Genomic DNA, 25,916 nt, shown 5'->3' with positions numbered 1-25,916 from the left:
CACGGGCAATAAACCATTTCTTTGTCAATCTGCGGTAGTCCTGCCGCATGCCCGTCATGTCCCACCGAAACGCCGCGAAAGCTGCCCGCGGAGCGTCGCTCAAGGTGTTGATCGCCGACGATCACGCCTTCTCGCGCGAGGTCGTGGCGCGTATCGCCAGCGCCCTCGGTCATCAGGTGACGCAGGTCGAGGGCGGCCATGCCGCGCTCGAGGCCGTGGCCGCGGCGAGCTTCGACGTCGCGGTGATCGACCGGCGCATGCCCGACATGGACGGGGCCGCCGTGGCCATCGCCATGAAGGCGTGTCCCGGCCATCCCCGTCTCGTGGCGCTGTCGGGCGACGATCCGGCCGACATGCTGCCCGGGCTTTTCGACGTGGTGCTGCAGAAGCCGGTCGATGCCTCGGTGCTGGCCCGCGCCCTCGCAGGCTGAGCAGGCGTTCGCTCCAGGACCATCTGTGACAGTTGTGCAACGCACACCTGCCATTTGTTCAGCCATCTTTAAGCAAGCTCACGTTTTCATCACACTCACGGTCAGCTTCATGGCCCGAGGTGATTCAGCCCCATGTCCGTGCGTCCCCTGTTGCGACCCGACGCGACGATCTCCGGACCTGCGGCGCCGACCGGCCGGCGCGCCTCTCCATCACGCACAGCACGGCCGAAGGACATCCTGATCGTCCTTCATCAGGAGCATTCGACGCCCGGGCGCGTCGGGCGCCTCCTGCAGGAGCGTGGCTTTCGCCTCGACATCCGCCGGCCCCGCTTCGGAGACCCGCTGCCGGCCGATACCCGCAACCTCGCCGGCGCGGTCATCTTCGGCGGGCCGATGAGCGCCAATGACCCCGACGATTTCGTCAAGGCGGAGATCGACTGGATCGGCGTCGCGCTCAAGGAGGAGCTGCCCTTTCTCGGCATCTGCCTCGGGGCGCAGATGATGGCGCGACATCTCGGCGCGAAGGTCGCCTTCCATCCCGAAGGTCAGGTCGAGGTCGGCTACTACCCCCTCTATCCGACGGAGGCGGCGCGCAGCGAGCTGCCCTGGCCGGACCATGTCTATCAGTGGCATCGCGAGGGTTTCGACGTGCCGACCGGTGCAGAACTGCTGGCCACCGGCGACTGCTTCGCCAACCAGGCCATCCGCGTCGGCCGCGCCGCCTATGGCATCCAGTTCCACCCCGAGGTGACGCACTGGATGATGAACCGCTGGACCACGCGGGCGCACGAGCGCATGGCCTCGCCCAATGCGCGGCCGCGCCAGGACCATTTCGACGGGCGCTACCTCCACGATCCGGGCGTGCGCCTGTGGCTCGATGCGTTTCTGGATCACTGGACGGCGCTGAAGGTCGCCTGACGGGTGGCACCGTCATGGTCGTGACATCAGCCCCGGCCAGCGTCACAGTCGAGGAAGTCGGGGGGCGATTCGTCCCTCGGAGGGCGCCGGGGCCCATGCGGTTTCCGGCGTCGAGCGCAGGGAGGTCGCCATGCCGCGTATCTTCACCGGTCTCGCCGTTCCCGAGGCCATGGCGGCGGATCTGGCGAGGCTGCGGGGCGGCCTGATGAGCGCCCGCTGGATGGAACCCGAAGACTATCACCTGGCTCTGCGCTTCGTCGGTGACGTGGACGAGCGTACCGCCAACGAGATCGCCGACCTGCTGCACGCGGTGCGCAAGCGCGCCATCGAGGTGACGCTGACCGGTCTCGGCGCCTTCGGGGGAGACCGCCCGCGGTCGATCTACGTCGCGGTGAAACAGACCCAGCCGCTGATGGAACTCCAGGCCGAGCATGAGCGCATCATCCGCCGAATCGGGTTTTCTCCGGAGCCGCGCAAGTTCGTGCCGCACATCACCCTGGCGCGGTTGAGCCGCGACGCCACGGCACGTTCCGTCGCCGACTGGCTGGCGCTGCGCGGGCTGTTCATGAGCCGCACTTTCATCGTGCCGAGCTTCGAACTGTTCTCGGCCAAGGAATCGGTCGGCGGCGGCCCCTATCTGGTCGAGGAGACCTATCCGCTGGCGGCCTGACCTGCCGGCGCGGGTATCAGGAAACGACAAAGCGGACCGCAGGGCCAGCCCCACCTGTCGATGCCGGCGCTTATGTCAGTTGCCGGCCGCGCCCTGATTGGCGACCTGCGGTGCGGCCTGCGGCTGCGGCGCGGCGCCCGTACCACCGAGGCCGATGGATCCCATGGTCCGGCTCAGCCAGTTGCCCTGCGGCGCGGCCGGTGCCGGATCCCGCGTAAAGGCCGAAACGGCGGAGGCTTGGGCGGATCCGGTCGAACGGGCCGCAACCGTCGTTCTGAGCGGCGAGGGGACGGGAACGGGGGCGCTGGCGATGCTGGTCGCCACCGAGGTCTCGAGTGCGGCCGGGGAAGCCGGCTGGCCGGCGACCGACGCCGGCAGGGTGACCGGCGTCGACGATGCCGAAGCGAGGGCCGGGCCAGAAGCCGCCGCCTGCGGCTCAACCGGCGAGCGGGCGGAGACGAGCGTCACCGGCTGGCTCTGCTGGCTGGCCAGCGAGAAGGTCTGCTCGCTGGAGCCGACGCGGATCTGGCGATGGGCGAAGCGGGCCGCGAAGGTGCGATGCGTGCCGCCGTCGATGCCGGAGCGGGCGGGCGCTGCCGTCACCTCGCGCGACAGGGCGGCCATCTGCGCCATGTCGCGGGCGTTCTTGGCCGCGACGGCCTGCCGGATCGGTGCGGGAACGACATAGGCCGGGCAGCGGCCCGCGGCCTGGAAGGCCGGGCGCGGCGCCGAGGTGTCATCGCCAATAGCGGTGAAACGCGTGCGCATGGAGCGGGCGGTCTCGGGCGCCGCCCGCGTCACCGGCGCCATGGTTGTCACCGGCTGGTTGAGCGAGGTCGGCACCGGGGTGCGCGGCGCGGCGGAGGTGGTGACATTGGCGCGGGAGGCGCCGGGGCTGCGGGTGCCCGCCCAGGGATCGTTGGCGGCGATCATCTCGCGGGTCTGCGGTGCGCCACCCTGCGCCAGAACCGATTCAGGGGCGACCGCATTGAACACATAGCGGCGCTCGCAGACGTCGACCTGCGGCTCCTGGCGGGTCACCTCAAAATGGTCATGGCCTTCCTTCAGGTTGCGCCAGAAAGCCATGTGCGGATTGTTGCGGTGGCGCGCCATGTTCCGCGGCGTCATGCGGAAGGGATAGGCCTGCACCTGGAAGCTGTCCTGGCCGGCCTGCAATGCGTCGCGGGCGAGCGCATAGACCTCGGCGATGGCCTCGTCGGTCATGGCGTAGCAGCCGCGCGACGAGCAGTCGCCATGCACCATCAGGTGCGACCCGCTACGACCGTAGGAGCGGTCGAACTGGTTGGGAAAGCCCATGTTGAAGGCGAGGTAGTAGGAGGAGCGCGGATTCATCAGACCCATGTTGATCTGATAGAAGCCCTCCGGCGACTGCCGATCGCCTTCGCGGACCTTCGGACCGAGGTCGCCCGAATAGTTGCAGATCGGATAGGTCTTGAAGAGGGCATAGCGGCCGGACGCGTCGCGCTTCCACACCTCGAGCTCGGCCTCTTCCTTGAAGATGCGCATCAGCACGGGCGAGGCGCGTGTCATGCCCTTGACGTTCAGTTCCTCAAGGACGGCCTGGGAGATCGGGCGGTTGCCGCGGTTCGGATCGCCGCGCGACACGGTTTCGCCCTGGCAGCCGGCGAGCAGCAGCGCGCAGGCCGCCGCGGAAACGGCGAGCCGCCAACCCGTGACCCGAAAGGACCGGGAGGTTTCCCCCTGAGACTGACCGGCCGTCTGCTGCAATGCTCTGCTCCCGAAACCGGGCGGAAACCGCCCCATGCACGGTGTCAGCTTGGCGCCGCTGATCCTTAACGGACCCTTGAACCCGACCGATAGCGTCAACCCGAGGTTACCGCAAGCCGGCGAAAACACGACCGAGGGTTAACGATTTCCACCGGACGCTCACTTCCCGGTGATGTTGCCATGGGGAAGGTGGCGACCGTGTGGCCGTGGCTCAGACCGCGCGGCCGATGGCCAGGAACTTGTCGCGTCGCAGGCGCCGGATATCTTCCGGGGTTCGGCCGACGAGATCCTGAAGGGCCGTCTCGATGGCGTCGCCGACCCGCGTCACCGTCAGGTCCGGATCGCGATGGGCGCCGCCCACCGGTTCCTGCACGATCTGGTCGATCACCCCGAAACGCATGAGATCGTGCGCGGTGATCTTCATGTTGGTGGCGGCTTCCTGCGCCTTGGTGGTGTCGCGCCACAGGATGGAGGCCGCCCCCTCCGGCGAGATGACACTGTAGATGGCGTGTTCCAGCATCATCACCCGGTTGGCCGTGGCGATGGCGATGGCCCCGCCCGAGCCGCCTTCGCCGATGATGATCGCGATATTCGGAACGCCGAGACCCAGGCTGCAGTCGGTGGAGCGGGCGATGGCCTCGGCCTGACCGCGCTCCTCGGCGCCGATTCCCGGATAGGCGCCGGCGGTATCGACCAGCGACACGACGGGGATGTCGAAACGCTCGGCCGTCTCCATCAGGCGGACCGCCTTGCGGTAGCCCTCCGGCCGGGCCATGCCGAAATTGTGCCGGATGCGCGTCTCGGTCGTGTCGCCGCGCTCGTGGCCCATGATGCAGATGCTCTGCCCGCGAAAACGGCCGAAGCCGCCGACGATGGCCTCGTCCTCGCCGAAGACGCGGTCGCCGGCGAGCGGCGTGAAATCCTCGAGCAACTGGGCGATGTAGTCCAGCGTATGCGGCCGGCCGGGATGGCGGGCCACCAGCGTCTTCTGCCAGGGGGTGAGGCCCTGATAGAGGTCCTTCAGCGCCTGGTCAGCCTTCTGCTCGAGCCGCGTCACCTCATCGGTGATGGAGACGCCGCCGTCGCGTGCTGCGACCTCGCGCAGTTCCTCGACCTTGGATTCGAGTTCGGCGATCGGTTTTTCGAAATCGAGGTAGCTGCGCATCGGCAAGGGTGCGGTCCAGAACCTTGAGGACGATCCCGCGGGGACCTGGAGAAGGGTCCCGGAGACCCGTTGAAGGGCGAGGACATGCCTTTCGTGGCATGGCAAGTCAAGGACGGAGGACTGCCTAGTCGTCGCCCGCAAGCGGATGCAGGTCCCGCACCAGGCTCCTCAGCCGCTCATCCAGCACATGGGTATAAATCTGCGTCGTCGCAATGTCGGCATGGCCGAGAAGCTGCTGGACGGAGCGCAGATCGGCGCCGTTCTGCAGGAGATGGCTGGCGAAGGCGTGCCGGAGCACGTGCGGCGAGACCTTCGCCGCGGACAGGCCGGCGGCCCCGGCGACGGCCTTCAACTCGCGTCCGACGTGCTGTCGCGTCAGATGGCCGCTTTCGCCCGACGATGGGAACAGCCACTTCGACGGGCCGAGGCCTGCGTCCTCGCGGAGCGACAGGTAGGCGGCCATGGCCTCCTTCGCCGCGCCGTTGAGCGGGACGATGCGCTCCTTGTTGCCCTTGCCGCGGACCACCAGGAAACGCTGGTCGCGGCGGGCCGCGGCGATGGGGAGGGAAATCAGCTCCGAGACGCGCATGCCGGTGGCGTAGAGAAGCTCCAGCAGGCAGGCGAGACGCGCCGCCCTGAGCCGCTCGCCGATCGGACGATCCGGGTCGGCTATGCCTTCGCGCGAGGCGGCAAGCAGGCGGTCGACCTCGGCGAGGCCGAGCGTCTTCGGCAGCGGGCGGCCGCGCTTGGGGCCTTCGAGCACGGCGGCAGGGTCCTCCGGGCTCATCCCTTCCCCGTAGAGAAAGCGATGGAGCTGACGCACGGACGACAGGCGGCGGGCCAGGGAGGCGGTCTTCAGCCCGCGCGACTGGCAGTCGGTGAGATAGGCGCGAATGGTCGTCGTGGTCACTGATTTCGGGCTGGCGCCCTCGGCCGCGAGGAAGCCGGAATAGTCGTCGAGGTCGCGCCGGTAGGCCTCAAGCGTGTTGCGCGCGGCCCCGCGCTCCGCCGCCATCATGTCGAGGAAGAGATCGATTTCGCCCGCCACCGGGGTCGCCTAGCGCCGTGGCTGCAGGCGGGCGGGCGGCACGGCGACGCTCATCTCGCGCGGCTCAGGCTCCACCAGATAGGCGAGGGCCAGCATGCCGGAAAAGCCGAGGCCGCCCAGCACGAGAAGAACCACAACGAAGCGGAACAGTGTCGGCACCCGGGCCTCCTCGCCGAATCGCCCTCTTCGACCATCAAAGCCGGTTCGCGGCAAGGTGCAAGCGAGGCAGATGGCTGCTTGCAACCGTGGACAGCCGGCCGTCCGGTGCTTTGCGGGCGGGTCCAGCGCCTCTATGGTCGCGCCGCCGAGGGGACCGCATGAGCCTGACGATCGCCACCTGGAACATCAATTCCGTCCGCTTGCGCATCGAGACGGTCGCCCGTTTCGTTGCGGAGCATCGGCCCGACGTGCTGTGCCTTCAGGAGACCAAGTGCATGGACGGCCAGTTCCCGCTGGCGGACGTCAAGCGCATGGGCTTCGACCACATCGCGATCCACGGCCAGAAGGGCTACCACGGCGTCGCCGTCTTCTCCCGGCACGCCCTCGCCGGTGTCGACCGGCGGGCCTTCTGCGGCAAGAACGATGCGCGCCACATCGCCGTGACGCTGGCCGAGGGGCCGGCAGCCGGGACGCGGATCCACAATTTCTATGTGCCGGCCGGCGGCGACGAGCCCGATCCCGCGATCAACGAGAAATTCGCTCACAAGCTCGGCTTCCTCGACGAGATGGAGGCATGGGACGCCCTGCAGGTCGGTGCCGGGTCCTCGAAGGCGATCCTCGTCGGCGATCTCAACATCGCCCCGCTCGAACACGATGTCTGGAGTTCGAAGCAGCTTGCGAAAGTCGTCTCCCACACGCCGATCGAACGGCGGCGCCTCAACGAGATCGCGAGCCGTGGCCGCTGGGTCGACATGATGCGGGCGCTGACCCCCGAGCCGCACAAGCTCTACACGTGGTGGAGCTACCGCGCCGCCGACTGGGCCGCCGCCGACAGGGGCCGCCGCCTCGATCACGTGTGGCTCAGCCCCGCGCTGGCCCCCGCAATGAAGCGCGTCGACGTCCTGCGCGAGGCGCGCGGGTGGGACCGTCCGTCGGACCACGTTCCGGTCATCGCAACGCTGTCCCTGTGACAAAGCGGCGCGGATTGTGTTGCACCGCACCACCTGAACGGCCTATGGCCGGCGGGCCGCCGTTTCGTTGACACCCTGCGGGGCCGCTTCTACGGTGCGCGCCCGGTCGAAATGACTTTCAAAACCGATTGTCCGAGGGATATTTCATCCGCTCGGGGAGGGACACGATGAAGATCCTTGTGCCCGTGAAGCGGGTCGTCGATTACAATGTGAAGATCCGCGTGAAGCCCGATGGCTCCGGGGTCGAACTCGCCAACGTGAAGATGTCGATGAATCCCTTCGACGAGATCGCCGTCGAGGAGGCGCTCCGCTTGAAGGAGAAGGGCGCGGCGACCGAGATCGTCGTCGTCTCCATCGGCCCGCAGGGCGCCGCAGAGACCATCCGCACCGCGCTCGCCATGGGCGCAGACCGCGGCATCCATGTGAAGACGGACGCCACTGTCGAGCCGCTCGCCGTCGCCAAGATCCTCAAGGGCGTGGTCGGTGAAGAGGCTCCGGGCCTCGTCATCCTCGGCAAGCAGGCGATCGACGACGACGCCAACCAGACCGGCCAGATGCTCGCCGCCCTCCTCGGCTGGCCGCAGGGCACCTTCGCCTCCAAGGTCGATGTCGCCGGCGACGCCGTCTCCGTCACCCGCGAGGTCGATGGCGGTCTGCAGACAGTGAAGCTGAACACGCCTGCCATCGTCACGACGGACCTGCGCCTCAACGAGCCGCGCTATGCCTCGCTGCCGAACATCATGAAGGCGAAGAAGAAGCCGATCGACGAGAAGTCTCCCGATGCCTACGGCGTCGATGTCGCCCCGCGCCTCACGGTGCTGAAGACCACCGAACCGGGCGGCCGCAAGGCCGGCGTCAAGGTCGCCTCCGTCGCCGAACTCGTCGGCAAGCTCAAGAACGAAGCCGGGGTGCTCTGATGGCCACGCTCCTCCTCGCCGAACACGACAATGTCGCGCTGAAGGATCCGACGCTGAAGGCGCTGACTGCAGCGGTCGCCCTCGGCGCGCCGGTCACCGTCCTCGTCGCCGGCTCGGGCTGCCAGGCCGCCGCCGAGGCCGCCTCCAAACTTGCCGGCGTCGCCAGGGTGCTGGTCGCCGACAGCGCCGCCTATGCCAACCTGCTGGCCGAGCCGACCGCGGCCCTCATCGTCTCGCTGGCCGGCGGCTATGACGCGATCGTCGCGCCCTCGACCGCCAACGGCAAGAACATCCTGCCGCGCGTCGCCGCCCTGCTCGACGTGATGCAGATCTCCGACATCACCAAGGTCATCGCGCCCGACACGTTCGAGCGGCCGATCTATGCCGGCAACGCCATCCAGACGGTGCAGTCGACCGACGCGAAGAAAGTCATCACCGTGCGCACCGCCTCCTTCCAGGCGGCCGGCGCAGGCGGCTCCACCCCGATCGAAGCAGCCACGGCCGCCGCCGATCCCGGCGTCTCGACCTTCGTCGGCGAGGAGATCGCCAAGTCCGACCGGCCGGAGCTCGGCGCTGCCAAGATCATCATCTCCGGCGGCCGCGCGCTCGGCTCGAAGGAGAACTTCGCCAAGGTGATCGAGCCCGTCGCCGACAAGCTCGGCGCCGCCATGGGCGCCTCGCGCGCCGCGGTGGACGCCGGCTATGCGCCGAACGACTGGCAGGTGGGGCAGACCGGCAAGGTCGTCGCTCCCGATCTCTACATCGCCGTCGGGATTTCCGGTGCGATCCAGCACCTCGCCGGCATGAAGGACTCCAAGGTGATCGTCGCCATCAACAAGGACGAGGAGGCGCCGATCTTCCAGGTGGCCGACTACGGCCTGGTCGGCGACCTCTTCACGATCCTGCCCGAGCTTGAGAAAGAGCTCGGCAAATAAGACCATCTTCGGCGGGCGGGGTCCTGATCCCGCCCGCTGTCCTATGCACGGTCGGGATAGCATCCGTGACGGGTCCGTCGTAGAGATGTCCGCCAGATCGTCTTGATCGGACCGCCGCCCGGCGCAAGCTGCCGGGCCGCGCACCGGGTGGAACCATGGACATTCGCAAGATCGGCGTGATTGGCGCCGGCCAGATGGGTAACGGCATCGCGCATGTGGCGGCTCTCGCCGGCATCGACGTGGCCCTGCACGACCTTTCCGAGGAGCGCATCAAGTCGGGCCTCGCGACGATCAACGGCAACATGAGCCGTCAACTGTCGAAGAACCTGATCACCGAGGAAGAGCGGCAAGGCGCGCTGCTGCGCATCGAGGGCGCCCCAAAGGTGGACGACCTCGCCGATTGCGACCTCGTTATCGAGGCGGCGACCGAGAACGAGCAGGTCAAGGTCAAGATCTTCCAGTCGGTCTGCCCGGTGCTGCGGCCGCACGCGATCCTGGCGACCAACACCTCGTCGATCTCGATCACCCGCCTCGCCTCGACGACCGACCGCCCCGAGCGCTTCATCGGCATCCACTTCATGAACCCGGTGCCGGTCATGCAGCTCGTGGAGCTGATCCGCGGCATCGCCACCGAGGACGAGACCTTCGAGGCCTCGCGGGCGCTCTGCATCAAGCTCGGCAAGACCATCGCGGTGGCTGAGGACTTCCCGGCCTTCATCGTCAACCGCATCCTGCTGCCGATGATCAACGAGGCGATCTACACGCTCTATGAGGGCGTCGGCTCGGTCGAGGCCATCGACACCGCCATGCGGCTCGGCGCCAACCATCCGATGGGTCCGCTGCAGCTCGCCGACTTCATCGGTCTGGATACCTGCCTGTCGGTCATGCAGGTGCTCTACGAAGGCCTCGCCGATTCCAAGTACCGGCCCTGCCCGCTTCTGGTGAAATATGTCGAGGCCGGTTGGCTCGGACGCAAGTCCCAGCGCGGCTTCTACGACTATCGCGGCGAGCGCCCGGTTCCCACGCGCTGAGCGCGCCGCAGGCTAGGCGCCGACCCTGCCAGCGTCCTGCGGGTCGACGTCATCGCTGCTGGTGACGCGGTTGCGCCCCGAACGTTTGGCGGCATAGAGCGCCCGGTCCGCGGCGCCGACGATCTGTCCGATCTCCGCCTGGCCGTGCGCCGTGGCCGTGCCGACGCTGACGGTCAGCGGCGGGGTCAGGCAAGGATCGCCCACGATCTGGCGGATCTGTTCCGCCAGCTCTCGGGCGTCGGCCTCGTCGGCTCCCGCCATCAGCACCGCGAACTCCTCGCCGCCGAACCTTGCTACCACGCGGTCGGACGCCGTGGTCAGGTCGCGCAGCTGGTCCGCCACCCGGCGCAGGGCGTCATCACCGGCGAGGTGGCCGTGCGCGTCGTTGAAGTGCTTGAAATGATCGACGTCGATCAGCAGCAGCGACAGCGGTCCGCCGCCCCTGACCGCCGCGGCCGCCATGATGGCGAGCGCCTCCTCGAACCGCCGGCGATTGCCGATGCCGGTGAGCGCATCGCTCATCGCCGAATCGGCGAGGCGCAGGTTGGCGCGGGTCAGTTCCGTATTGGTGCGCTGGAGTTCGCCGAGGAGACGCAGGGTCTCGCGTTCGGCGTTCATCTGCCTGACCCGTACCCGCCCCAGCGACACGATGCACATGCCCTGGAAGGCGGTGTAGAGGATGCAGATGGGGACCAGCACATAGAGGCCGTCGAGGACGATGGCCGCCGCATGGAAGGCGATGAGGATGACCACCTGCGCCATGGTCGGCCCCGGCGCCATGTAGGTGCGGAATGTGACCGCCTGGACCAGGACGCAGCCGAGCGCCAGCACCACGAGGCGCATGTTGTCATCGGCTGCGCGGTAGAGAAGGGCCCCCGTGATACCCCACAGGACCGCCACGCACACGCACATGACGGCGAAATGGACGGCGCAGCGTGCGACATCGCCCTGCGGTCCTTTCGCCTGGTAGCGGCGAGCGACCGTGATGCGCAGGACCGCGCCGATGGCCACCAGCACCGCGCAGAGAGCGGCATCGCCGTTTGCGCCCGACAGGAAGACCTGCAGGATCACCAGCCCCGTCGCGGCACTGGCCATGAGGTAGGGGCGGTAGTCGAAGAGTTCGTCGAGGATCTCCCGCATCTGCCGGGCATCGGATGCGTCCGCGCCGAGCAAGAGGGGGAAGCGAAAGGTCGCGCCGGAATTCATGCGATACAGGAGGGATGTGCTCGGGGAACTGCTGAAGCGAATCTCAGGTTACGCAGGGACATATCAAACCGCCACCGGAATGTGACGCGCTGTGACAGCATTTGCACTCTCCGCCGCGTCGGAGGTCTCAGGCTTCGTTAACCGCAACCTGCGACAACAACCGGGAGCAGGAGAGGTCGGATGTCGACAGCCGGAATCGCCGGGACGATGGTCGCCATGCAGGGCGCGCAGACGCGCATGGGACTCCAGACCGCCATGGTGAAGCAGCAGTTGCAGGCCGACCAGGGCGTGGTCGACCTTCTGGCGGCTGCTGCACAGTCCGCGCCTGCGCCGGGCACCGGCCTCACCGTCGACAAGACCGCCTGAGGCCTATCTGAACCGCAGGATGAAGCGCTCGACCTCGGGGCCCCAGATCGGGATGCCATTGCCGTTGGGAAGTAGCGCGTGGCCGTCCCTGCCGAAGGGCGGCATCATCCGGAATTCCAGCACGCCGCCGGCAGCGCGAAACGCCTCTGCCATCGATCTTGCCAGGGCAGGCGGGAACGACAGGTCGTTCTCCGTGTAGATCCACAGCGATGGCGTGCGTGCGCGGCGACCGATGACGCCGGCATCGCGGACGAGAGCATCCAGCGCGCACGCCTCGCCTGTCGCACCGGAGCGACCGCGCCGCCCCCCGCCGAAATTGACCACGCCAGCGACGGCGGGGTGATTTTCCGCCGCCAGGGCGGCCACAGCCCAACCGCCGGTCGACTGGCCGAGGGCGATGACCGCGTCCTTGCGGATGAACGGCAGCCCGGTGAGCGCGTCGATGGCTGCGGTGAGGTCTGCGGCATCCGCCCGGCCGGCGGCGAAGTGGTTGGGCCGCGCGCAGGAAAAGCGCTCCGCCCGCTCGCCCCCCGTCAGCCCGTAGCCGCGCCGGTGGACGACGGCGACGACATAGCCCCGCTCGACGAACCAGTCGACGACATGCGGGTAAATGCCGTGGCTCGGATCCCCGTTGCGGGCGGCCTCGCCCGAGGTGTGGTGCGTCAGGAGCACGAGCGGCCGCGGTGCATCGCCGGGCGGTCGGAAGACGATGGCCGCGATCTGGCGTCCCTCGTCGGCCGTGTGCGGAAGGCGCCAAACCTGCTCGCGGTGGAGCTGTCCCTCGGGGCCCTCGGGCGCCGCCTGCTGCGCCATGGCCGAGGCGCCGAGAACCAGCGCTGCGGCGAGGGCCAGGACGGTGCGACGCATCATCCGCGCATAAGGTCCCCGAGCAGGCTCGCCGCCACGGTCGCCTTCGACACGGTGAGGCCGGACCCTGCGATCTCGGACACCGCCGTGCGGATGCGCTCGGCGCGCGCGCCATGCACTCCCATCCAGGCGTCGACGGCAGCCTGACCCGAGGCATTGCCGGCCACCATGTCGGCGGCGATGCGACGTTCGGCATCGGCAATGGAATCGAGCGCCCGGTCCAGCGCCAGCCGGTCGAAATAGTCGGTGACCGTGATGGCCCGGGCCGCGGCCTTCATCTGGTCCAGACGGAAGACGGCGGAGGCCGCGAAGGTGGTTGCCGCGACATCGGTGACCCTGCGCCCGGTCTGGTCCGCGACAGCCACGATGTCGGGGGCGGCGGCGAGATGGTCGAGACTGGCGAGCACGCCGGCGAGCGGGTCCGGCACGCCGGCGGCGCGCAACTCGCCGGTCCGCGCATGGCGATGGGCGGCGGCGTCGTGCGGCAGCGCCGTGTCGAGGCTTGCCGCCACCGCCTCGATGCCCGCCCGATGGTGGGCGACGACATCGGCGAGGCCACCCGTCAGGTCGACATTGCGGATGAACCAGATCACCCGGTCGATCAGCAGGTCCTGGATCGCCGCATAGAGTTCGAGCTGGAGGGTTCCGGCGATGCGATTGTCGAGGCTATCCAGTTCGGTGTTGAGCGCCGTCATGCCATAGGCGTCGCGCACGGCCGCGAAGGCGGAGGCGATGGTCGCCACGTCCGCGCCCGTCTGGTCGATGAGGCGGGCGACGAAGGCCGGTCCGCCGCGATTGATCATCGAGTTGGACAGCCCTGTCGCGATAATCTCGCGGCGCAGCCGATGTGTCTCGACCCCATCCGGGAAGCGCTCCTGCACCGGCCGAGGGAAGTAGCGGATCAGTTCGCGCGCCAGATAGGGGTCGTCCGGCACGCTGGAGGCCAGAAGGTCGTCGTAGAGATCGATCTTGGCATAGGCGAGGAGCACCGCAATCTCCGGCCGCGTCAGAGGGTCGCCGCGCCGCCGCCGTTCGGCAAGCTCTGCTCCGTCAGGCAGGTATTCCACCGCCCGGTCGAGCTTGCCCTCCGTTTCCAGGTTCTGCATCAGCCGCTGCTGGAAGCCGAGGTCCTCGAGGCCGCGCCGCTGCGACAGCGACAGCGCCAGGGTCTGCAGGTAGTTGTTGCGCAGCACGAGCGCGCCGACCTCGTTTGTCATGTCGGCCAGCAGGGCGTTGCGGGCCTCAGGGTCGAGGCGGCCGTCGCGCTCCGGTGTCGTCAGGGCGATCTTGATGTTGACCTCGAGGTCCGAGGTGTTGACGCCGGCCGAATTGTCGATGGCGTCGGTGTTGAGGCGTACGCCCTTGCGGCCGGCCTCGATGCGGCCGCGCTGGGTCATGCCGAGATTGGCGCCCTCGCCGACCACTTTCGCCCGGATGTCGCCGCCGGTGATGCGGATGGCGTCGTTGGCCCGGTCGCCGGCCTGGTCGTCGGTCTCGGTCGCGGCGCGGACATAGGTGCCGATGCCGCCGAACCACAGGAGGTCGACTGGCGCCTTCAGGATGGCGTTCATCACCTCCTGCGGGGTGGCCTCGGCCTTCGGCAGGTCGAGGACGGCCTGCGCCTGCGGCGACAGGGCGATCGACTTGGCGGAGCGCGAGAAGACGCCGCCGCCAGCTGAGATCAGGCTCTTGTCGTAGTCGGCCCAGGAGGAGCGCGGCAGGTCGAACAGCCGTTGGCGCTCGGCCCATGCCGCCTGCGGGTCGGGCGAGGGGTCGAGGAAGATGTCGCGGTGGTCGAAGGCGGCGACCAGCTTGATGGTTTTCTCCAGCAGCATGCCGTTGCCGAAGACGTCGCCCGACATGTCGCCGACGCCGGCCACGGTGAACGGCGACTGCGAGATGTCGGTGCCCATCTCACGGAAGTGCCGCTTCACGGCCTCCCAGGCGCCGCGCGCCGTGATCCCCATCTTCTTGTGGTCGTAGCCCTGGCTGCCGCCCGAGGCGAAGGCATCGCCGAGCCAGTGCCCCTTCTCGATGGAAAGCTGGTTGGCGGTGTCGGAGAAGGTTGCCGTGCCCTTGTCGGCAGCGACCACCAGATAGGGGTCGTCGCCGTCGTGGCGCACGGTCTCGGGCGGGGGAACGATGCTGCTGCCCTCGATATTGTCGGTGAGCTGCAGGAGCGAACGCACGAAGATGCGGTAGGATTCGGTGCCTTCCGCCAGCCACGCGTCGCGCTGGCTCGCCGGCGGCAGCCGCTTCGGCACGAAGCCGCCCTTCGCCCCCACCGGCACGATGACGGCGTTCTTCACCTGCTGTGCCTTGACCAGGCTCAGCACCTCGGTGCGGAAGTCCTGCGGCCGGTCGGACCAGCGCAGGCCGCCACGCGCCACCTTGCCGAAGCGCATGTGGACGCCCTCGACTCGCGGCGAATAGACGAAGATCTCGTAGAGCGGCCGCGGGGCCGGCAGATTGTCGATCTTCTTCGATTCGAACTTGATGGCGATGGTCGGCCTGACCTGCCCGTCCTCGCCGGTCTGGTAGAAGTTCGTGCGCAGCGCAGCCTGGATCAGATTGATGAAGGCCCTGAGGATGCGGTCCTCGTCGAGCGATGTGACCTGGGCGAGGCTCTCCTCGAACCGCGTCATCAGGTCGGCCTGCCTGGCGTGGCGTTCCTCCACCGACAGGCCGAGGCGCGGGTCGAAGCGCAGGTGGAACATCAGCACCACGCCCTTGGCGATGGCCGCGTGCTTGCGCAGCGTTGCCCAGAGGTAGTCCTGGCTGAAGGGCGCGCGGATCTGGCGCAGCATGCGGGCCAGCGTGCGGATGACCGCGACGTCGCGCCAGGCGAGGCCCGCCTCCAGCGTCAGCGCATTGAAGCCGTCGCTCTCGGCATCGCCGCGCATCACCGCCATCAGGGCGGCCTCCAGCTTCTCGTCGAGGGCCTCCAGGTCGATCGCCTGTCCGCTTGGGCGGGCCAGCGACATGTCGTGCAGCCAGACCGGCGCGGTGCCCTCGCCCTTCGGGGCGACCTCGTAGGTGCGTTCGTCGACCACCGCAAAGCCCAGCGCCTCAAGGATGGGCACCCGTTCTGAGAGGGGAATCGGCCGGCCGCGCGAGAAGACCTTGAGCCCAGCCTCCAGACGGTCGGTCGGGTTCGGACGGTAGAAGTCGATGGCGAGCGGACGCGCGTCCGACAGGCCTTCGAGGATGCGGATGTCGCCGATGGCGCTCTCGGCGGGCACGGCCTCCCGGTAGGCGGCCGAGAAGGCGTCGCGGTAGCGGGCCATGAGATCGCCGGCCCGGGCAGGCCCGTGGATCAGCGCGATGGCCTCGCCCAGTCCGTCGCTCCAGGTCCTGACGATGCGCGCCACCGCCGCCTCGAGGTCGGCCCGGTCGATGCGCGGCGTCTCGCCCTCGCTGCGGCCGATGATGAAGTGGACGCGCGTCAGCGGCCCGTCGGGGAAGAAGGGATAGAAGGCCGAGACGCGGCCCTGATAGACGGCGGCCAGATGCTGGCCGATGGCGAGACGGACCGTCGTGTCGAATCGGTCGCGCGGCACGTAGACGAGGATCGAGACGAAGCGGTGGAAACGGTCCTCGCGGGGCAGCACGCGCACGCGCGGCCGGTCCTCGAGCTGCATCACGGCGGTCGCGTGCGCAAACAGCGTCTCGTCGTCGATCTGGAACAGTTCGTCGCGGGGATAGCCTTCCAGCACGTTGACCAGCGCCTTGCCGGAATGTCCGTCCGGATCGAAGCCGGCGCGGGTGAGCACCCGGTCCACCTTGCGCCTCAGATAGGGGATGGTGCGCGTTGAGCGGGTATAGGCGGTGGAGGTGAAGAGCCCGACGATGCGCGCCTCGCCGATGAGCTGGCCGTTCCGGTCGAAGCGCTTGACGCCGACATAGTCCATGTAGATGCGGCGATGCACACGCGAGCGGACGTTCGCCTTGGTGATGATCAGCGGAACGGGGCGCATCAGGAACTCGCGCAGTTCCGGCGTCATAATGACGAGATCGGTGCCACGCCTGAGAATGCGGACGTTCTCGTCGCGCAGGATGCCAAGGCCGGAGGTGAATTCCGGCTCCATCTGCCCCTCGGCGACGCCGCCGACATAGGAATAGTCGCGGATGCCGAGCAGGGTGAAATTGTTCGCCGCCAGCCATTCAAGAAACTGGATCCCCTCCGCCATCTCGGTCACGGGCAGGACGGGGTTGGACTTGAGGTCCTCGATGATGGCGCGGACGCGCTCCTGCATCGGTTTCCAGTCGGCGACGCAGATGCGCACGTCGGCGAGGGTGGTCGCGAGTTCTGCCTCGAGCGCTGCCCGCCGCGGTTCGTCGCCGATCCGGTCGATGTGGACGTGAATGAGGCTTTCACGCGTGGCCTGGTCGCTCTGGTCGAGGCCGCGATAGGCGGACAGGGTGCCCTCGTGCTCGCGCTCGACGGTGAGGATCGGGTGGACAACGAGGCGCACCCTCAGGCCCTGTTCGCTCAGCACGCCGAGGACCGAGTCGACCAGGAATGGCATGTTCTCGTTGACGACCTCGATCACCGTGACCGAGGCGAGTTGCGAGGCCGCCGATGTCGGTTCCGGGTCGAACAGCCGGATCGCCGACTGGCCCGGGGGGCGCCTGGCAAAGGCGGCATAGCTCTGCGCGGCGAGGGAGGCCAGGTCGCGGGCGTCGTAAGCGACGACGTCCTCGGGGTCGGCGCGGCCGAACAGGTCGGCGACGTAGTCGGCCGGCACGCTGGCTTCCGTGCCGCGGAGGATGATCCCCGCCTGGTCGATGATGGCCGCGGCCCCCCGCGCGTCCTCGGCCCGATTGCTCATACTGATCTCCTCGACGGGGGATTCGTGTTGTTGCAGGCAGGATGACCACGCGGGCCCTCGGTCGTAAAGACAATTTCGCCCGCCGCAGGGGCCATGCTACGAGCCTTGCGACGCGGTGATGACGGAGCCGGATCGGTCTCGGCCGCGACGACATCGGGAGATGGGTCCATGGCTGCGCGTGCTGCAAAATCCGCTACCAAGCCGGCTGCAAAACCCGGTGAAAAGTCTGCCTCAAAGCCTGCGGCCAAGCCTGCCGCGGCTGCCATGAAGAGCGCCGAGAAGCCGACGAAGACGCGCAAGGCAGTCGCCGAGCCGATCATCGCCCTCGATCTGCCGCAGGCGCCACTCGACGCGGAGATCGAGGCCTATTTCCAGAAGTGTCGCGACAAGATCGGCTATGTGCCGAACGTGCTGCTCGCCTACGCGCACGACCTCGCCAAGCTGAAGGCCTTCGCGGCCATGTACAACGACCTGATGCTGGCGCCCTCGGGTCTCAGCAAGCTGGAGCGCGAGATGATCGCGGTTGCGGTGTCGTCGGTGAACCGCTGCTACTATTGCCTGACCGCCCATGGCGCGGCTGTCCGCCAGCTCTCCGGGGACCCGGAACTGGGCGAACTGATGGTCATGAACTACCGCGCCGCCCGGCTCGATGCGCGCCAGCGCGCCATGCTGGATTTCTCCGTGAAACTGACCGAGGCGCCCTGGACGGTCGACGATCCGGACCGCGAGGCCCTGCGCAAGGTGGGCTTCACCGACCGCGACATATGGGACATTTCGGCCACCGCCGCCTTCTACAACATGTCAAATCGCATGGCGTCCGCCACCGACATGCGGCCCAATCCGGAATATCACTCCACCGCACGCTGATTTGACACAGTCCGGGGCTGGCAGCCGCCTTCGACGCCCCTAGATGACGAGATTGATCCCTGTCGTGGCGCCACGGAGCTGAAGACCATGGGAACCAACGTCACCTATCGCGGCCCGGCCGATCTGCCGGACGTCATCCCGGTGTTTCCGCTGCCGGGAGCCCTGCTGCTGCCGCGCGGCCAGTTGCCGCTCAACATCTTCGAACCGCGCTACCTCGCCATGATCGACGATTCCTTCCTGGCGGGGCATCGGCTGGTGGGCATGGTGCAGCCGGTGCCGGCGGACGAGGATGCGAAGCGGCCGGCCCTGTCCACGATCGGTTGCGTCGGCCGCATCACGCAGATCGCCGAGTCGGGTGACGGGCGCTACATGCTTAGCCTGACCGGCATTTCCCGCTTCCGTATTGTCGAGGAACTGGCGGCAACCACCGCCTATCGGCAGTGCAAGGTCGATTTCGAGCCCTTTACCGGGGATTTCGAGCCGCGCGTTGGCGAGGATGACGTCGACCGGGAGGGCCTCCTGAAGACACTTCGTGAGTTTCTCGACGTCAACGACATGGAGGCCGACTGGGACGGCATCCAGCGAGCGCCGACCGAAATCCTTGTCAACGCCCTCTGCATGATGTCGCCCTGGGGCCTGAAGGAGAAGCAGGCCCTGCTGGAGGCGCCCGACCTGAAGACCCGGGCCGCCCTGCTGGTCGCCGTCACCGAGGTGGCGCTGGCCAAGGACAAGCCGGCCGACGTGAAGCCACCGCTGAACTGAACGGCTGGCGCGCGCGGCGCCGGCAGGCTAGATCAGTCCACAGACGCTCCTTCGAGGGATCGCACCACCATGTCCGAACCATTGCAGCCCGCCGCAGAACCGAGGACCGCCGTTCCGCAGACGCGGCCGGGAACCGTTGATCCGCGCCTGCTCGAGGTGCTGGTCTGCCCGGTCACCAAGGGTCCGCTGGACTATGACGCGGAGGCGGGCGAACTGATCTCGCGCGGCGCGAAGCTCGTCTATCCCATCCGGGAGGGCATTCCGATCATGCTGCCGGAAGAGGCGCGTCCCCTGGACGACTGAGGCTCCTCAGAGCATCGCCGCGCCGGGCGGATGCTGGTCGAGCAGCGCCCGACGCAGCTTCTCCATGGCGCGGCTCTCGATCTGCCGGACGCGCTCCTTGGAGATGCCGAGCTTTTCGCCGAGCGCCTCGAGCGTCGCCGTCTCGTCGCTCAGACGACGTTCCCGGATGATGCCGAGTTCCCTTTCCGACAGGACGTGCAGCGCCTTGCGCAGCCAGACGACACGCCGGTCGCTGTCGATGGCCTCGCCCACCACCTCGTCCGGCAGGGGCGCCACATCGGCGAGATGGTCGAGGCGTTCGGCCGAACCCCCGCCGTTCCCTTCGTGGCTCGGGGCATTGAGCGACAGGTCGGAGCCCGAAATGCGGGCATCCATGACGGCGACGTCAGCCTGCGACACCCCGACGGCCTCGGCGATATGCCGGTGAATGGTGGCGGAGCCGACGCCCGCGCCCATGGTCTGCGACAGCTGCGCCCGCAGCCGGCGCAGGTTGAAGAACAGCGCCTTCTGCGCCGATGAGGTACCGCCGCGCACGATCGACCAGTTGCGCAGGATGAAGTCCTGGATCGAGGCGCGGATCCACCATGTCGCATAGGTGGAAAAGCGCACCTCGCGCTCCGGCTCGAAGCGCGCGGCCGCTTCCAGGAGGCCGACATGACCCTCCTGGATGAGGTCGGCCATGGACAGGCCATAGTGGCGGAAGCGCGAGGCGATGGCGAAGACGAGGCGCATATGCGCCTGGGCCAGCCGGTGAAGGGCTACCTCGTCGTCGCGATCCTTCCAGCGGACGGCCAGGGCGTACTCCTCCTCGCGATCGAGGAAGGGCGCATCCTTCGCGGCCTTCGCCAGATGCGACGCAACGCCGGTACCCTGTGCCATGCCGAATCTCCCTGGGATCGATGCGGCAGGTAATCCTGCTCTTGGCAATCCGGAGGGATTACGACCGTGTTGGCCATGCGGATCAACCGTCAATCACCGTCTTCGCCTCGGTTTTGCGACCTTCTGCCGCAGAGGTGATGGTGGTCGCGCGGGTTGGACTCACGAGTTGTTCTGCAACAGCGCGGGCGACAAAAAGAAAACCCGGCGCGAGGCCGGGTTTCCACTGGTCTTGATCGGAAGGCCGGACTGCGGCCGCGCCGTATCAGGCGGCTTCGACTTCCGGCTCGTCGCTCTCCTCGGCCTCCTCGGCCTCCGCCTTGGCGGGACCGCGGCGCGGACCCTTGGCGAGCTGCGCCTCGATCAGCTTCACGGCCTCGGCCTCAACGACACGCTCGACGGCGGCGAGTTCACGCGCCATGCGGTCGAGGGCCTGTTCGTAGAGCTGACGCTCCGAATAGGACTGCTCGGGCTGGGCGTCGGAGCGGAAGAGATCGCGGACGACCTCGGAGATGGCGATGAGATCGCCGGAATTGATCTTCGCTTCGTATTCCTGGGCGCGGCGGGACCACATGGTGCGCTTGATGCGGGCGCGACCCTTAAGAACCTCCATGGCCCTCGCCATCAGATCGGGCTCGGCAAGCTTGCGCATGCCGACCTGCGCGATCTTGGCGGTGGGAACCCGAAGGGTCATCTTGTCCTTCTCGAAGGTGATGACAAACAGTTCGAGCTTGAAGCCGGCAATGTCCTGCTCCTCGATGGAGACGATCTGGCCCACCCCGTGGGACGGATAGACGATGTACTCGCTCGTCTTGAAGCCCTGACGGGTCTGCGCGTTCTTCTTCACGGTCATGCTGCGCCTTACTCCTCGCCGGCCGGCAACGGCCGCTGGTGATGCCCGTTCCGCGGCTGGCGCCGCATGGGGGCCCGCGGTCGCCCGAGGGCGCCGCGGCGTTTCGCGCGACAAGGGGCTCTGGACGGGAATGCCCGGCGTCCCCTGACGTCAGACGATGAAAAACGACCTTCGGCGGCGCGATCAGCACCCATACGGGCCCTTCGCGACAGTTCATCGGAGTTTTCCGAAAAATAACGCCCCGCACTGAAGGGAGCGTACCGGTGGGACCGCTTCTGTTCGACTGTAGTGGCACCATACCACAAATTTCGCCGAAATCAAAGGCTTGGGCGCAAGACAGCCTTGACCCCGTGGGTTCGCGCCGCCGTTTTGGCGCATGTGGTTACCGCAGGGGCGATCAGTCGCCCTTGCCGGGCTGCTGCGACAGGAGGGGCTCCTTGCCGGCCTTCCCGTCCCAGTCCTTGGCATCGGGAAGGGGGTCGCGCTTCTGCGTGATGTTCGGCCACTTGCCAGCAAGGTCGGTATTGATGGCAAGCCACTTCTCGAGCCCCGGCTCGGTGTCCGGCTTGATGGCTTCCGCCGGGCATTCCGGCTCGCAGACGCCGCAGTCGATGCACTCGTCGGGGTGGATGACGAGGAAGTTCTCGCCCTCGTAGAAGCAGTCGACCGGACAGACCTCGACGCAATCGGTGTACTTGCACTTGATGCAGTTCTCGGTGACCACATAGGTCATGCAGGGTCTCCGGCAGCGAGGCGTCGGTCGATCCCGCCGATTACCAGATCAGGTCGTTCGTACGCAAGCGATCTCGTGGTGCGACGCACGCGCCTCTTGCCGGCGTGTCGCGCGAACACGATCTATGTGCGGAATTCCATGGGGAACGCGCCATGAACTACATGAAGACCGCCATCCTCCTCGCCGCCATGACCGCCCTGTTCATGGGCATCGGCTTCCTGATCGGGGGGCAGGCCGGCATGCTGATCGCGCTGGCCGTCGCCGCCGCGATGAACTTCTGGAGCTACTGGGGGTCCGACAAGGCCGTGCTGAACATGTACGGCGCCCAGGAGGTCGACCAGCAGTCGGCGCCCGACCTCTACCAGATGACCTGGGAGATGACGCAGCGCGCCGGCATGCCCATGCCGCGGCTGTTCATCATCCACGAGGACCAGCCCAACGCCTTCGCCACCGGGCGCAATCCGGAGAATGCCGCGGTCGCCGTCAATACCGGCCTGCTCAACACCCTGACGCGCGAGGAGGTGGCCGGCGTCATCGCCCATGAACTCGCGCACATCCGCAACCGCGACACGCTGACCATGACGATCACGGCGACGCTGGCCGGCGCAGTGTCCATGCTGGCGAACTTCGCCGCCTTCTCCGGCGGCAACAGCGACAACCGCAGCGGCTTCGGCATCATCGGCTCCATCGCCATGATGATCCTCGCCCCGCTCGCCGCGGCCATCGTGCAGATGGCGATCTCGCGCTCGCGCGAGTATGAGGCCGACAAGCTGGGCGCCGAGATCTGCGGCAATCCGGTCTGGCTCGCCTCGGCGCTCGCCAAGATCGCCGGAGCCCATGACCAGACGGTCAACAACACCGCCGAGCATAATCCGCAGACGGCGCACATGTTCATCATCAATCCGCTGTCGGGTGAGCGGATGGACAACCTGTTCTCCACCCATCCGGATACGGGCAACCGCATCGCCGCGCTGCAGCAGCTCGCCCAGGCCTGGGGCACTGGCGGCTATGTGCAGCACCAGCAGCCGCAGGCGGCCCCCTGGGGCAGCAACGCCCGCCGCGGGGGCCCCTGGGGCTGACGCCCTTCCGGCCTGCCGCCTTGCCGCGGGACGGGGCGGGGTCTAGACGGGCGCCATGACCAAGCGCCCGTTTCACCCGGCCCGGCCGAAGACCATCAAGCCAAAGCCTGCCGCCCATCCCGGCCTGCCGGCGCGCAGGCGGGCCTGTGACCTCGTCGAGGCCGTCCTGCTGCGCCGCCGCCCCCTCGACGAGGCGCTGGAGACGCCGACCGAACTGGAGCCGGTCGACCGGGCGCTCGCCCGCAAGATCGCCGCGACGACCCTGCGCCGTCTCGGCACCATCGACCGTCTGCTGGCCGAGCGTCTCGCCAAGGGCCTTCCCGACGGGCTGCCGCGGCTGCAGACCGTGCTCCGGACGGCGGCCTGCCAGATCCTCTTCCTCGACGTCCCCGACTACGCCGCCGTCGACAGCGCCGTGCGCATGGTGGAGGCCGACCGCAAGGCGAAAGGCTTCGCCGGGCTGGTCAATGCGGTGCTGCGCGGCCTCGGGCGCGACAAGGCGGAGGCTCTTGCCTCCCTCGATCCGCTCGACGATCTCGCGCCCTGGCTGCGCGAGCGATGGACGACCGCCTATGGCGCTGAGGTGACCCGCGATATGGCGGCGATCCTCGCCAGTGAGCCGCCCCTCGATCTCACCGTGAAGTCCGATCCGGAAGGCTGGGCCGCCCGGCTGGGCGGTTTCGTGACACCGACCGGATCGGTGCGGCTGAAGCCCGAGGGCGCCATCCCGGAACTCGCCGGCTATGCCGATGGCGAATGGTGGGTTCAGGATGCTGCGGCCGCGTTGCCGGCCCGTCTCCTTGGTGACGTGAGGGGTCTCGCGGTCGCCGATCTCTGCGCCGCACCAGGGGGCAAGACCGCCCAGCTCGCCTGCGCCGGCGCCCGTGTCACCGCCGTCGACCGCTCGGCGCGCCGGCTGGAGCGGCTGACCGAGAACATGGCGCGGCTGAAGCTGGCCGTGGAGACGCGCGCGGTCGACGCGCTGGAGCTCGAAGGGACCTTCGACGCGATCCTGCTGGACGCGCCCTGCTCGGCCACCGGCACGGTGCGCGGCCATCCTGACGTGATGCAGTTGAAGGCGATGGCCGATGTCGAGGGTCTCGCCCGCCTGCAGGCGCGCCTGCTCGACCGCCTTGCCGGTCTGCTGAAGCCCGGCGGCAGGGCTGTCTACTGCACCTGCTCGCTGGAGCCGGAGGAGGGCGAACTGCAGATCGCCGCGCTTCTCGCCCGCGAACCGCGCCTCGCGCTCGATCCCATCCGCCCGGACGAGATCGCCGGCATCGCACCCTTCGTCACGCCGGAGGGGTTCCTGCGGACGCTGCCGTCCCACTGGCCGGACACGGACCCGGCGCGTGCCGGGCTCGACGGCTTCTTTGCCGCGCGGCTTGTCCGCGGGGGCTGAACCGGGGCCGGCACCGCCGACCCCGATCCTCCTCGCCGATCAGGCGGGGCGGTCGCCCTTCTTCATCTTCACCGCGCGGTTGTCGACGCCTGGCAGCATCTTGGCGGGGTCGCGGGTGACGACGACATCGACCACCGACGGCCCGTCATGGGCCATGGCCTCCTGCAAGGCGCCGGCGAGCTGGCCCGGTTCCTCGACGCGCAGCCCGTGGCAGCCGAGCGCGTTGGCGGCCACCGCATAGTTCGTCTCGGCGAGGTCGGAGGCGTGGTAGGCGCCGGGGCCATAGACGAGGTGCTGCAGCGCCTTCACGTAGCCAGACGCGGCGTTGTTCACGACGATGACCGTGAACTTCAGGCCGGTGCGGCGCGCCGTCTCCAGTTCGCCCAGCATCATGTTGAAGCCGCCGTCGCCGGTGAGGCTCATCACCTGCTTGCCCGGCGCGGCCATGGCGACGCCCAGCGCGCCGGGCAGGCCATAGCCGATCGAGGCGAAGCCGCGGTCCGGCACGAAGGCGCGTCCGGCCTGCTTGGTGTCGAAAAGGAGGCCGCCCCAGTGCGCCGCGAAGCCGCCATCAGCGACGAGATAGCCGTCGGCCGGCAGGGCGCGGTTGATCTCGGTGAGCAGGCGGGCCATCGACACCGGCGTCTCGTCGGAGTTGAGGCGCTCAGAGACGCCCTCGCGCCACTCCGCCATCTTCGCCGGCACTTCGGCGGCATAGCCGGAAAGGCGGGCGCGGATTGCGGGAGCGGAGTCCTTCAGGGCAGCATGGAGATCGGCGATGCCGGCGCGGACGTCGCCCCAGAGCGCAAGCGCGGGCTCAAGCGTGCGGCCGAATTCTTCGGCGACAATATCCATATGGATCACCGTCTTGCCCTTGGGCGGCACGGTGAAGCGCTTGGTGGCGATCTCGCCGAGCTTGCAGCCGAGGACCAGGATGAGGTCGGAGGCTTCGATCAGGGCGTTGGCGATGCGGTCGTAGCGGCCGAACAGGCCGGCGCTGATCGGGTCGATGCAGGGCACGGCGCCCTTGCCGCTCATGGTGTGGGCGACCGGGATATTGAAGGCGCGCGCGAAATCGGTCAGCGCCTGCGCCGCGCCCGACAGGTGGACGCCGCCGCCGGCGAGGATGATCGGCCGCTTGGCCTCGGCGATCATGCGCGCGGCCCGCTCGAGATCGGCTAGGTCAGGCCGGCAGCGGATCGAAGGAGCCGCGCCATGGCGCGGATTGACCTTGAAGTCCTCATCGGAGAAGCCGTAGGTGCCGTGGCAGATGTCCTCCGGCACGTCGACGACCACCGGGCCGGGCCGGCCGGAGGTCGCCACCGCGAAGGCGCGGCGCATCAACTCGGGGATACGCTGGATCATCTCGACGCGGATGACCTCCTTGACACAGGGGCGCAGGATGTCGAGCTGGCGGCTCTCCTGCGTCATGTTCTTCCAGGAATGCTCGCGGTTGGTGTCGCCGACCAAGGCGACCATGGGCGTGCCGGCATTCAGCGCCTCGACGAGACCGGTGACGAGGTTGGTGGCGCCGGGTCCGAGCGTCGCGTCGGCAAGGCCGACCTTGCCGGAGACCTTGGCATAGGCGTCGGCGGCAAAGACGGCGGCGCGCTCGTCGTTGATCAGGTGGTGCTGCAGGCCGAGACGTCGCGCGGCGTCATAGAAGGGCAGCAACTGGAAGCCGCCCATGCCGAACATCGGTCCGCCGTCGAAGGCCTGGATCATGCGGGCGAGCGCCTCGCCGCCGGTCATTTCGTTGTCGCTCATTGTGGTTTC

At 68.2% G+C, this 25,916-nt stretch carries 24 protein-coding genes; 13 read left to right on the top strand and 11 right to left on the bottom strand.

From position 1 onward, the window contains the following. The first annotated feature begins 56 nt into the window (after window positions 1–56). The 3 genes from ACJ4V0_RS08110 (at window position 57) to thpR (ending at window position 2,019) form a co-directional block, all read left to right on the top strand. Window positions 57–431, top strand: a complete 375-nt coding sequence (locus ACJ4V0_RS08110) for a response regulator (RefSeq protein ID WP_448299068.1) — start codon at window positions 57–59, stop codon at window positions 429–431. Window positions 432–563: 132 nt separating this feature from the next. Beyond that, window positions 564–1,349, top strand: a complete 786-nt coding sequence (locus tag ACJ4V0_RS08105) for a glutamine amidotransferase (protein ID WP_448299067.1) — start codon at window positions 564–566, stop codon at window positions 1,347–1,349. A gap of 130 nt (window positions 1,350–1,479) precedes the next feature. After that, the gene (gene thpR, locus ACJ4V0_RS08100) at window positions 1,480–2,019 is read left to right on the top strand and encodes an RNA 2',3'-cyclic phosphodiesterase (RefSeq protein WP_448299066.1); all 540 of its coding nucleotides are present in this window, start codon (window positions 1,480–1,482) and stop codon (window positions 2,017–2,019) included. A 75-nt stretch (window positions 2,020–2,094) separates the two neighbouring features. Here the strand turns inward: thpR and ACJ4V0_RS08095 are convergent, their stop codons facing one another. From ACJ4V0_RS08095 to ACJ4V0_RS08080, 4 genes are all read right to left on the bottom strand, one after another. Then, a complete protein-coding gene (locus ACJ4V0_RS08095; protein WP_448299232.1) occupies window positions 2,095–3,675 on the bottom strand; it encodes a L,D-transpeptidase family protein in 1,581 nt (526 codons plus the stop codon). A 304-nt stretch (window positions 3,676–3,979) separates the two neighbouring features. Then, window positions 3,980–4,933 carry an acetyl-CoA carboxylase carboxyltransferase subunit alpha gene (locus tag ACJ4V0_RS08090; RefSeq protein WP_448299231.1) on the bottom strand — a complete coding sequence of 318 codons (954 nt, stop codon included), beginning with the start codon at window positions 4,931–4,933 and terminating at the stop codon, window positions 3,980–3,982. Window positions 4,934–5,057: 124 nt separating this feature from the next. Continuing rightward, on the bottom strand, window positions 5,058–5,981 hold the full coding sequence (locus ACJ4V0_RS08085; RefSeq protein WP_448299065.1) for a site-specific tyrosine recombinase XerD: 924 nt from the start codon (window positions 5,979–5,981) through the stop codon (window positions 5,058–5,060). Between the two features lie 9 nt (window positions 5,982–5,990). Then, window positions 5,991–6,140, bottom strand: a complete 150-nt coding sequence (locus ACJ4V0_RS08080; RefSeq protein ID WP_448299064.1) for a histidine kinase — start codon at window positions 6,138–6,140, stop codon at window positions 5,991–5,993. A gap of 158 nt (window positions 6,141–6,298) precedes the next feature. Between ACJ4V0_RS08080 and xth the strand changes: the two genes are divergently transcribed. The 4 genes from xth to ACJ4V0_RS08060 all read left to right on the top strand — a co-directional run bounded on the left by xth (window position 6,299) and on the right by ACJ4V0_RS08060 (window position 9,994). After that, window positions 6,299–7,111 carry an exodeoxyribonuclease III gene (xth, locus tag ACJ4V0_RS08075; protein WP_448299063.1) on the top strand — a complete coding sequence of 271 codons (813 nt, stop codon included), beginning with the start codon at window positions 6,299–6,301 and terminating at the stop codon, window positions 7,109–7,111. A gap of 167 nt (window positions 7,112–7,278) precedes the next feature. Next, the gene (locus ACJ4V0_RS08070; protein ID WP_448299062.1) at window positions 7,279–8,028 is read left to right on the top strand and encodes an electron transfer flavoprotein subunit beta/FixA family protein; all 750 of its coding nucleotides are present in this window, start codon (window positions 7,279–7,281) and stop codon (window positions 8,026–8,028) included. Next, window positions 8,028–8,963, top strand: a complete 936-nt coding sequence (locus tag ACJ4V0_RS08065; protein WP_448299061.1) for an electron transfer flavoprotein subunit alpha/FixB family protein — start codon at window positions 8,028–8,030, stop codon at window positions 8,961–8,963. The genes ACJ4V0_RS08070 and ACJ4V0_RS08065 overlap by 1 nt, the downstream gene beginning before the upstream one ends. Before the next feature lie 155 nt (window positions 8,964–9,118). Next, window positions 9,119–9,994, top strand: a complete 876-nt coding sequence (locus ACJ4V0_RS08060; protein ID WP_448299060.1) for a 3-hydroxybutyryl-CoA dehydrogenase — start codon at window positions 9,119–9,121, stop codon at window positions 9,992–9,994. A gap of 12 nt (window positions 9,995–10,006) precedes the next feature. On the opposite strand, the gene ACJ4V0_RS08055 is transcribed toward ACJ4V0_RS08060, so the two are convergent. Then, the gene (locus ACJ4V0_RS08055; protein WP_448299059.1) at window positions 10,007–11,134 is read right to left on the bottom strand and encodes a GGDEF domain-containing protein; all 1,128 of its coding nucleotides are present in this window, start codon (window positions 11,132–11,134) and stop codon (window positions 10,007–10,009) included. A 246-nt stretch (window positions 11,135–11,380) separates the two neighbouring features. On the opposite strand from ACJ4V0_RS08055, the gene ACJ4V0_RS08050 reads away from it, so the two are divergent. Beyond that, complete coding sequence (locus ACJ4V0_RS08050; RefSeq protein ID WP_448299058.1) at window positions 11,381–11,566, top strand: hypothetical protein; 186 nt, start codon at window positions 11,381–11,383, stop codon at window positions 11,564–11,566. A 3-nt stretch (window positions 11,567–11,569) separates the two neighbouring features. Here the strand turns inward: ACJ4V0_RS08050 and ACJ4V0_RS08045 are convergent, their stop codons facing one another. Together ACJ4V0_RS08045 and ACJ4V0_RS08040 are read right to left on the bottom strand one after the other, a co-directional pair. Next, a complete protein-coding gene (locus ACJ4V0_RS08045) occupies window positions 11,570–12,436 on the bottom strand; it encodes an alpha/beta hydrolase family protein (protein WP_448299057.1) in 867 nt (288 codons plus the stop codon). Further along, on the bottom strand, window positions 12,433–17,265 hold the full coding sequence (locus ACJ4V0_RS08040; RefSeq protein ID WP_448299056.1) for an NAD-glutamate dehydrogenase: 4,833 nt from the start codon (window positions 17,263–17,265) through the stop codon (window positions 12,433–12,435). The genes ACJ4V0_RS08045 and ACJ4V0_RS08040 overlap by 4 nt, the downstream gene beginning before the upstream one ends. 264 nt (window positions 17,266–17,529) lie before the next feature. On the opposite strand from ACJ4V0_RS08040, the gene ACJ4V0_RS08035 reads away from it, so the two are divergent. The 3 genes from ACJ4V0_RS08035 to ACJ4V0_RS08025 all read left to right on the top strand — a co-directional run bounded on the left by ACJ4V0_RS08035 (window position 17,530) and on the right by ACJ4V0_RS08025 (window position 19,197). Continuing rightward, window positions 17,530–18,132, top strand: a complete 603-nt coding sequence (locus ACJ4V0_RS08035) for a peroxidase-related enzyme (RefSeq protein WP_448299055.1) — start codon at window positions 17,530–17,532, stop codon at window positions 18,130–18,132. Window positions 18,133–18,219: 87 nt separating this feature from the next. Beyond that, window positions 18,220–18,894, top strand: coding sequence for an LON peptidase substrate-binding domain-containing protein (locus ACJ4V0_RS08030; RefSeq protein ID WP_448299054.1), 675 nt, complete (start codon window positions 18,220–18,222; stop codon window positions 18,892–18,894). 69 nt (window positions 18,895–18,963) lie between these two features. Next, window positions 18,964–19,197 (top strand): Trm112 family protein, encoded by a 234-nt coding sequence (locus tag ACJ4V0_RS08025; RefSeq protein ID WP_448299053.1) that lies wholly within the window; start codon window positions 18,964–18,966, stop codon window positions 19,195–19,197. Window positions 19,198–19,203: 6 nt separating this feature from the next. Here ACJ4V0_RS08025 and ACJ4V0_RS08020 read toward each other — a convergent pair whose 3' ends face one another. The 3 genes from ACJ4V0_RS08020 to fdxA all read right to left on the bottom strand — a co-directional run bounded on the left by ACJ4V0_RS08020 (window position 19,204) and on the right by fdxA (window position 21,659). Further along, on the bottom strand, window positions 19,204–20,076 hold the full coding sequence (locus ACJ4V0_RS08020) for an RNA polymerase factor sigma-32 (RefSeq protein ID WP_448299052.1): 873 nt from the start codon (window positions 20,074–20,076) through the stop codon (window positions 19,204–19,206). A gap of 262 nt (window positions 20,077–20,338) precedes the next feature. Further along, window positions 20,339–20,926: a CarD family transcriptional regulator gene (locus tag ACJ4V0_RS08015; RefSeq protein WP_448299051.1), complete on the bottom strand. Its 588-nt coding sequence runs from the start codon at window positions 20,924–20,926 to the stop codon at window positions 20,339–20,341. Window positions 20,927–21,323: 397 nt separating this feature from the next. Continuing rightward, entirely contained in the window at window positions 21,324–21,659 is a 336-nt protein-coding gene (gene fdxA, locus ACJ4V0_RS08010) for a ferredoxin FdxA (protein ID WP_448299050.1), read from the bottom strand. A gap of 152 nt (window positions 21,660–21,811) precedes the next feature. Between fdxA and htpX the strand changes: the two genes are divergently transcribed. Together htpX and ACJ4V0_RS08000 are read left to right on the top strand one after the other, a co-directional pair. Beyond that, a complete protein-coding gene (htpX, locus tag ACJ4V0_RS08005) occupies window positions 21,812–22,738 on the top strand; it encodes a zinc metalloprotease HtpX (RefSeq protein ID WP_448299049.1) in 927 nt (308 codons plus the stop codon). A 55-nt stretch (window positions 22,739–22,793) separates the two neighbouring features. Next, entirely contained in the window at window positions 22,794–24,140 is a 1,347-nt protein-coding gene (locus ACJ4V0_RS08000) for an RsmB/NOP family class I SAM-dependent RNA methyltransferase (protein WP_448299048.1), read from the top strand. 39 nt (window positions 24,141–24,179) lie between these two features. Here ACJ4V0_RS08000 and ACJ4V0_RS07995 read toward each other — a convergent pair whose 3' ends face one another. Continuing rightward, window positions 24,180–25,907, bottom strand: a complete 1,728-nt coding sequence (locus ACJ4V0_RS07995; RefSeq protein ID WP_448299047.1) for a thiamine pyrophosphate-binding protein — start codon at window positions 25,905–25,907, stop codon at window positions 24,180–24,182. Window positions 25,908–25,916 lie beyond the last annotated feature (9 nt).

It is taken from the genome of Phreatobacter aquiterrae (genome assembly GCF_053471285.1).
Note: the sequence above shows the minus strand (reverse complement) of the source record. Positions and strands in the feature narration are given on the sequence as shown.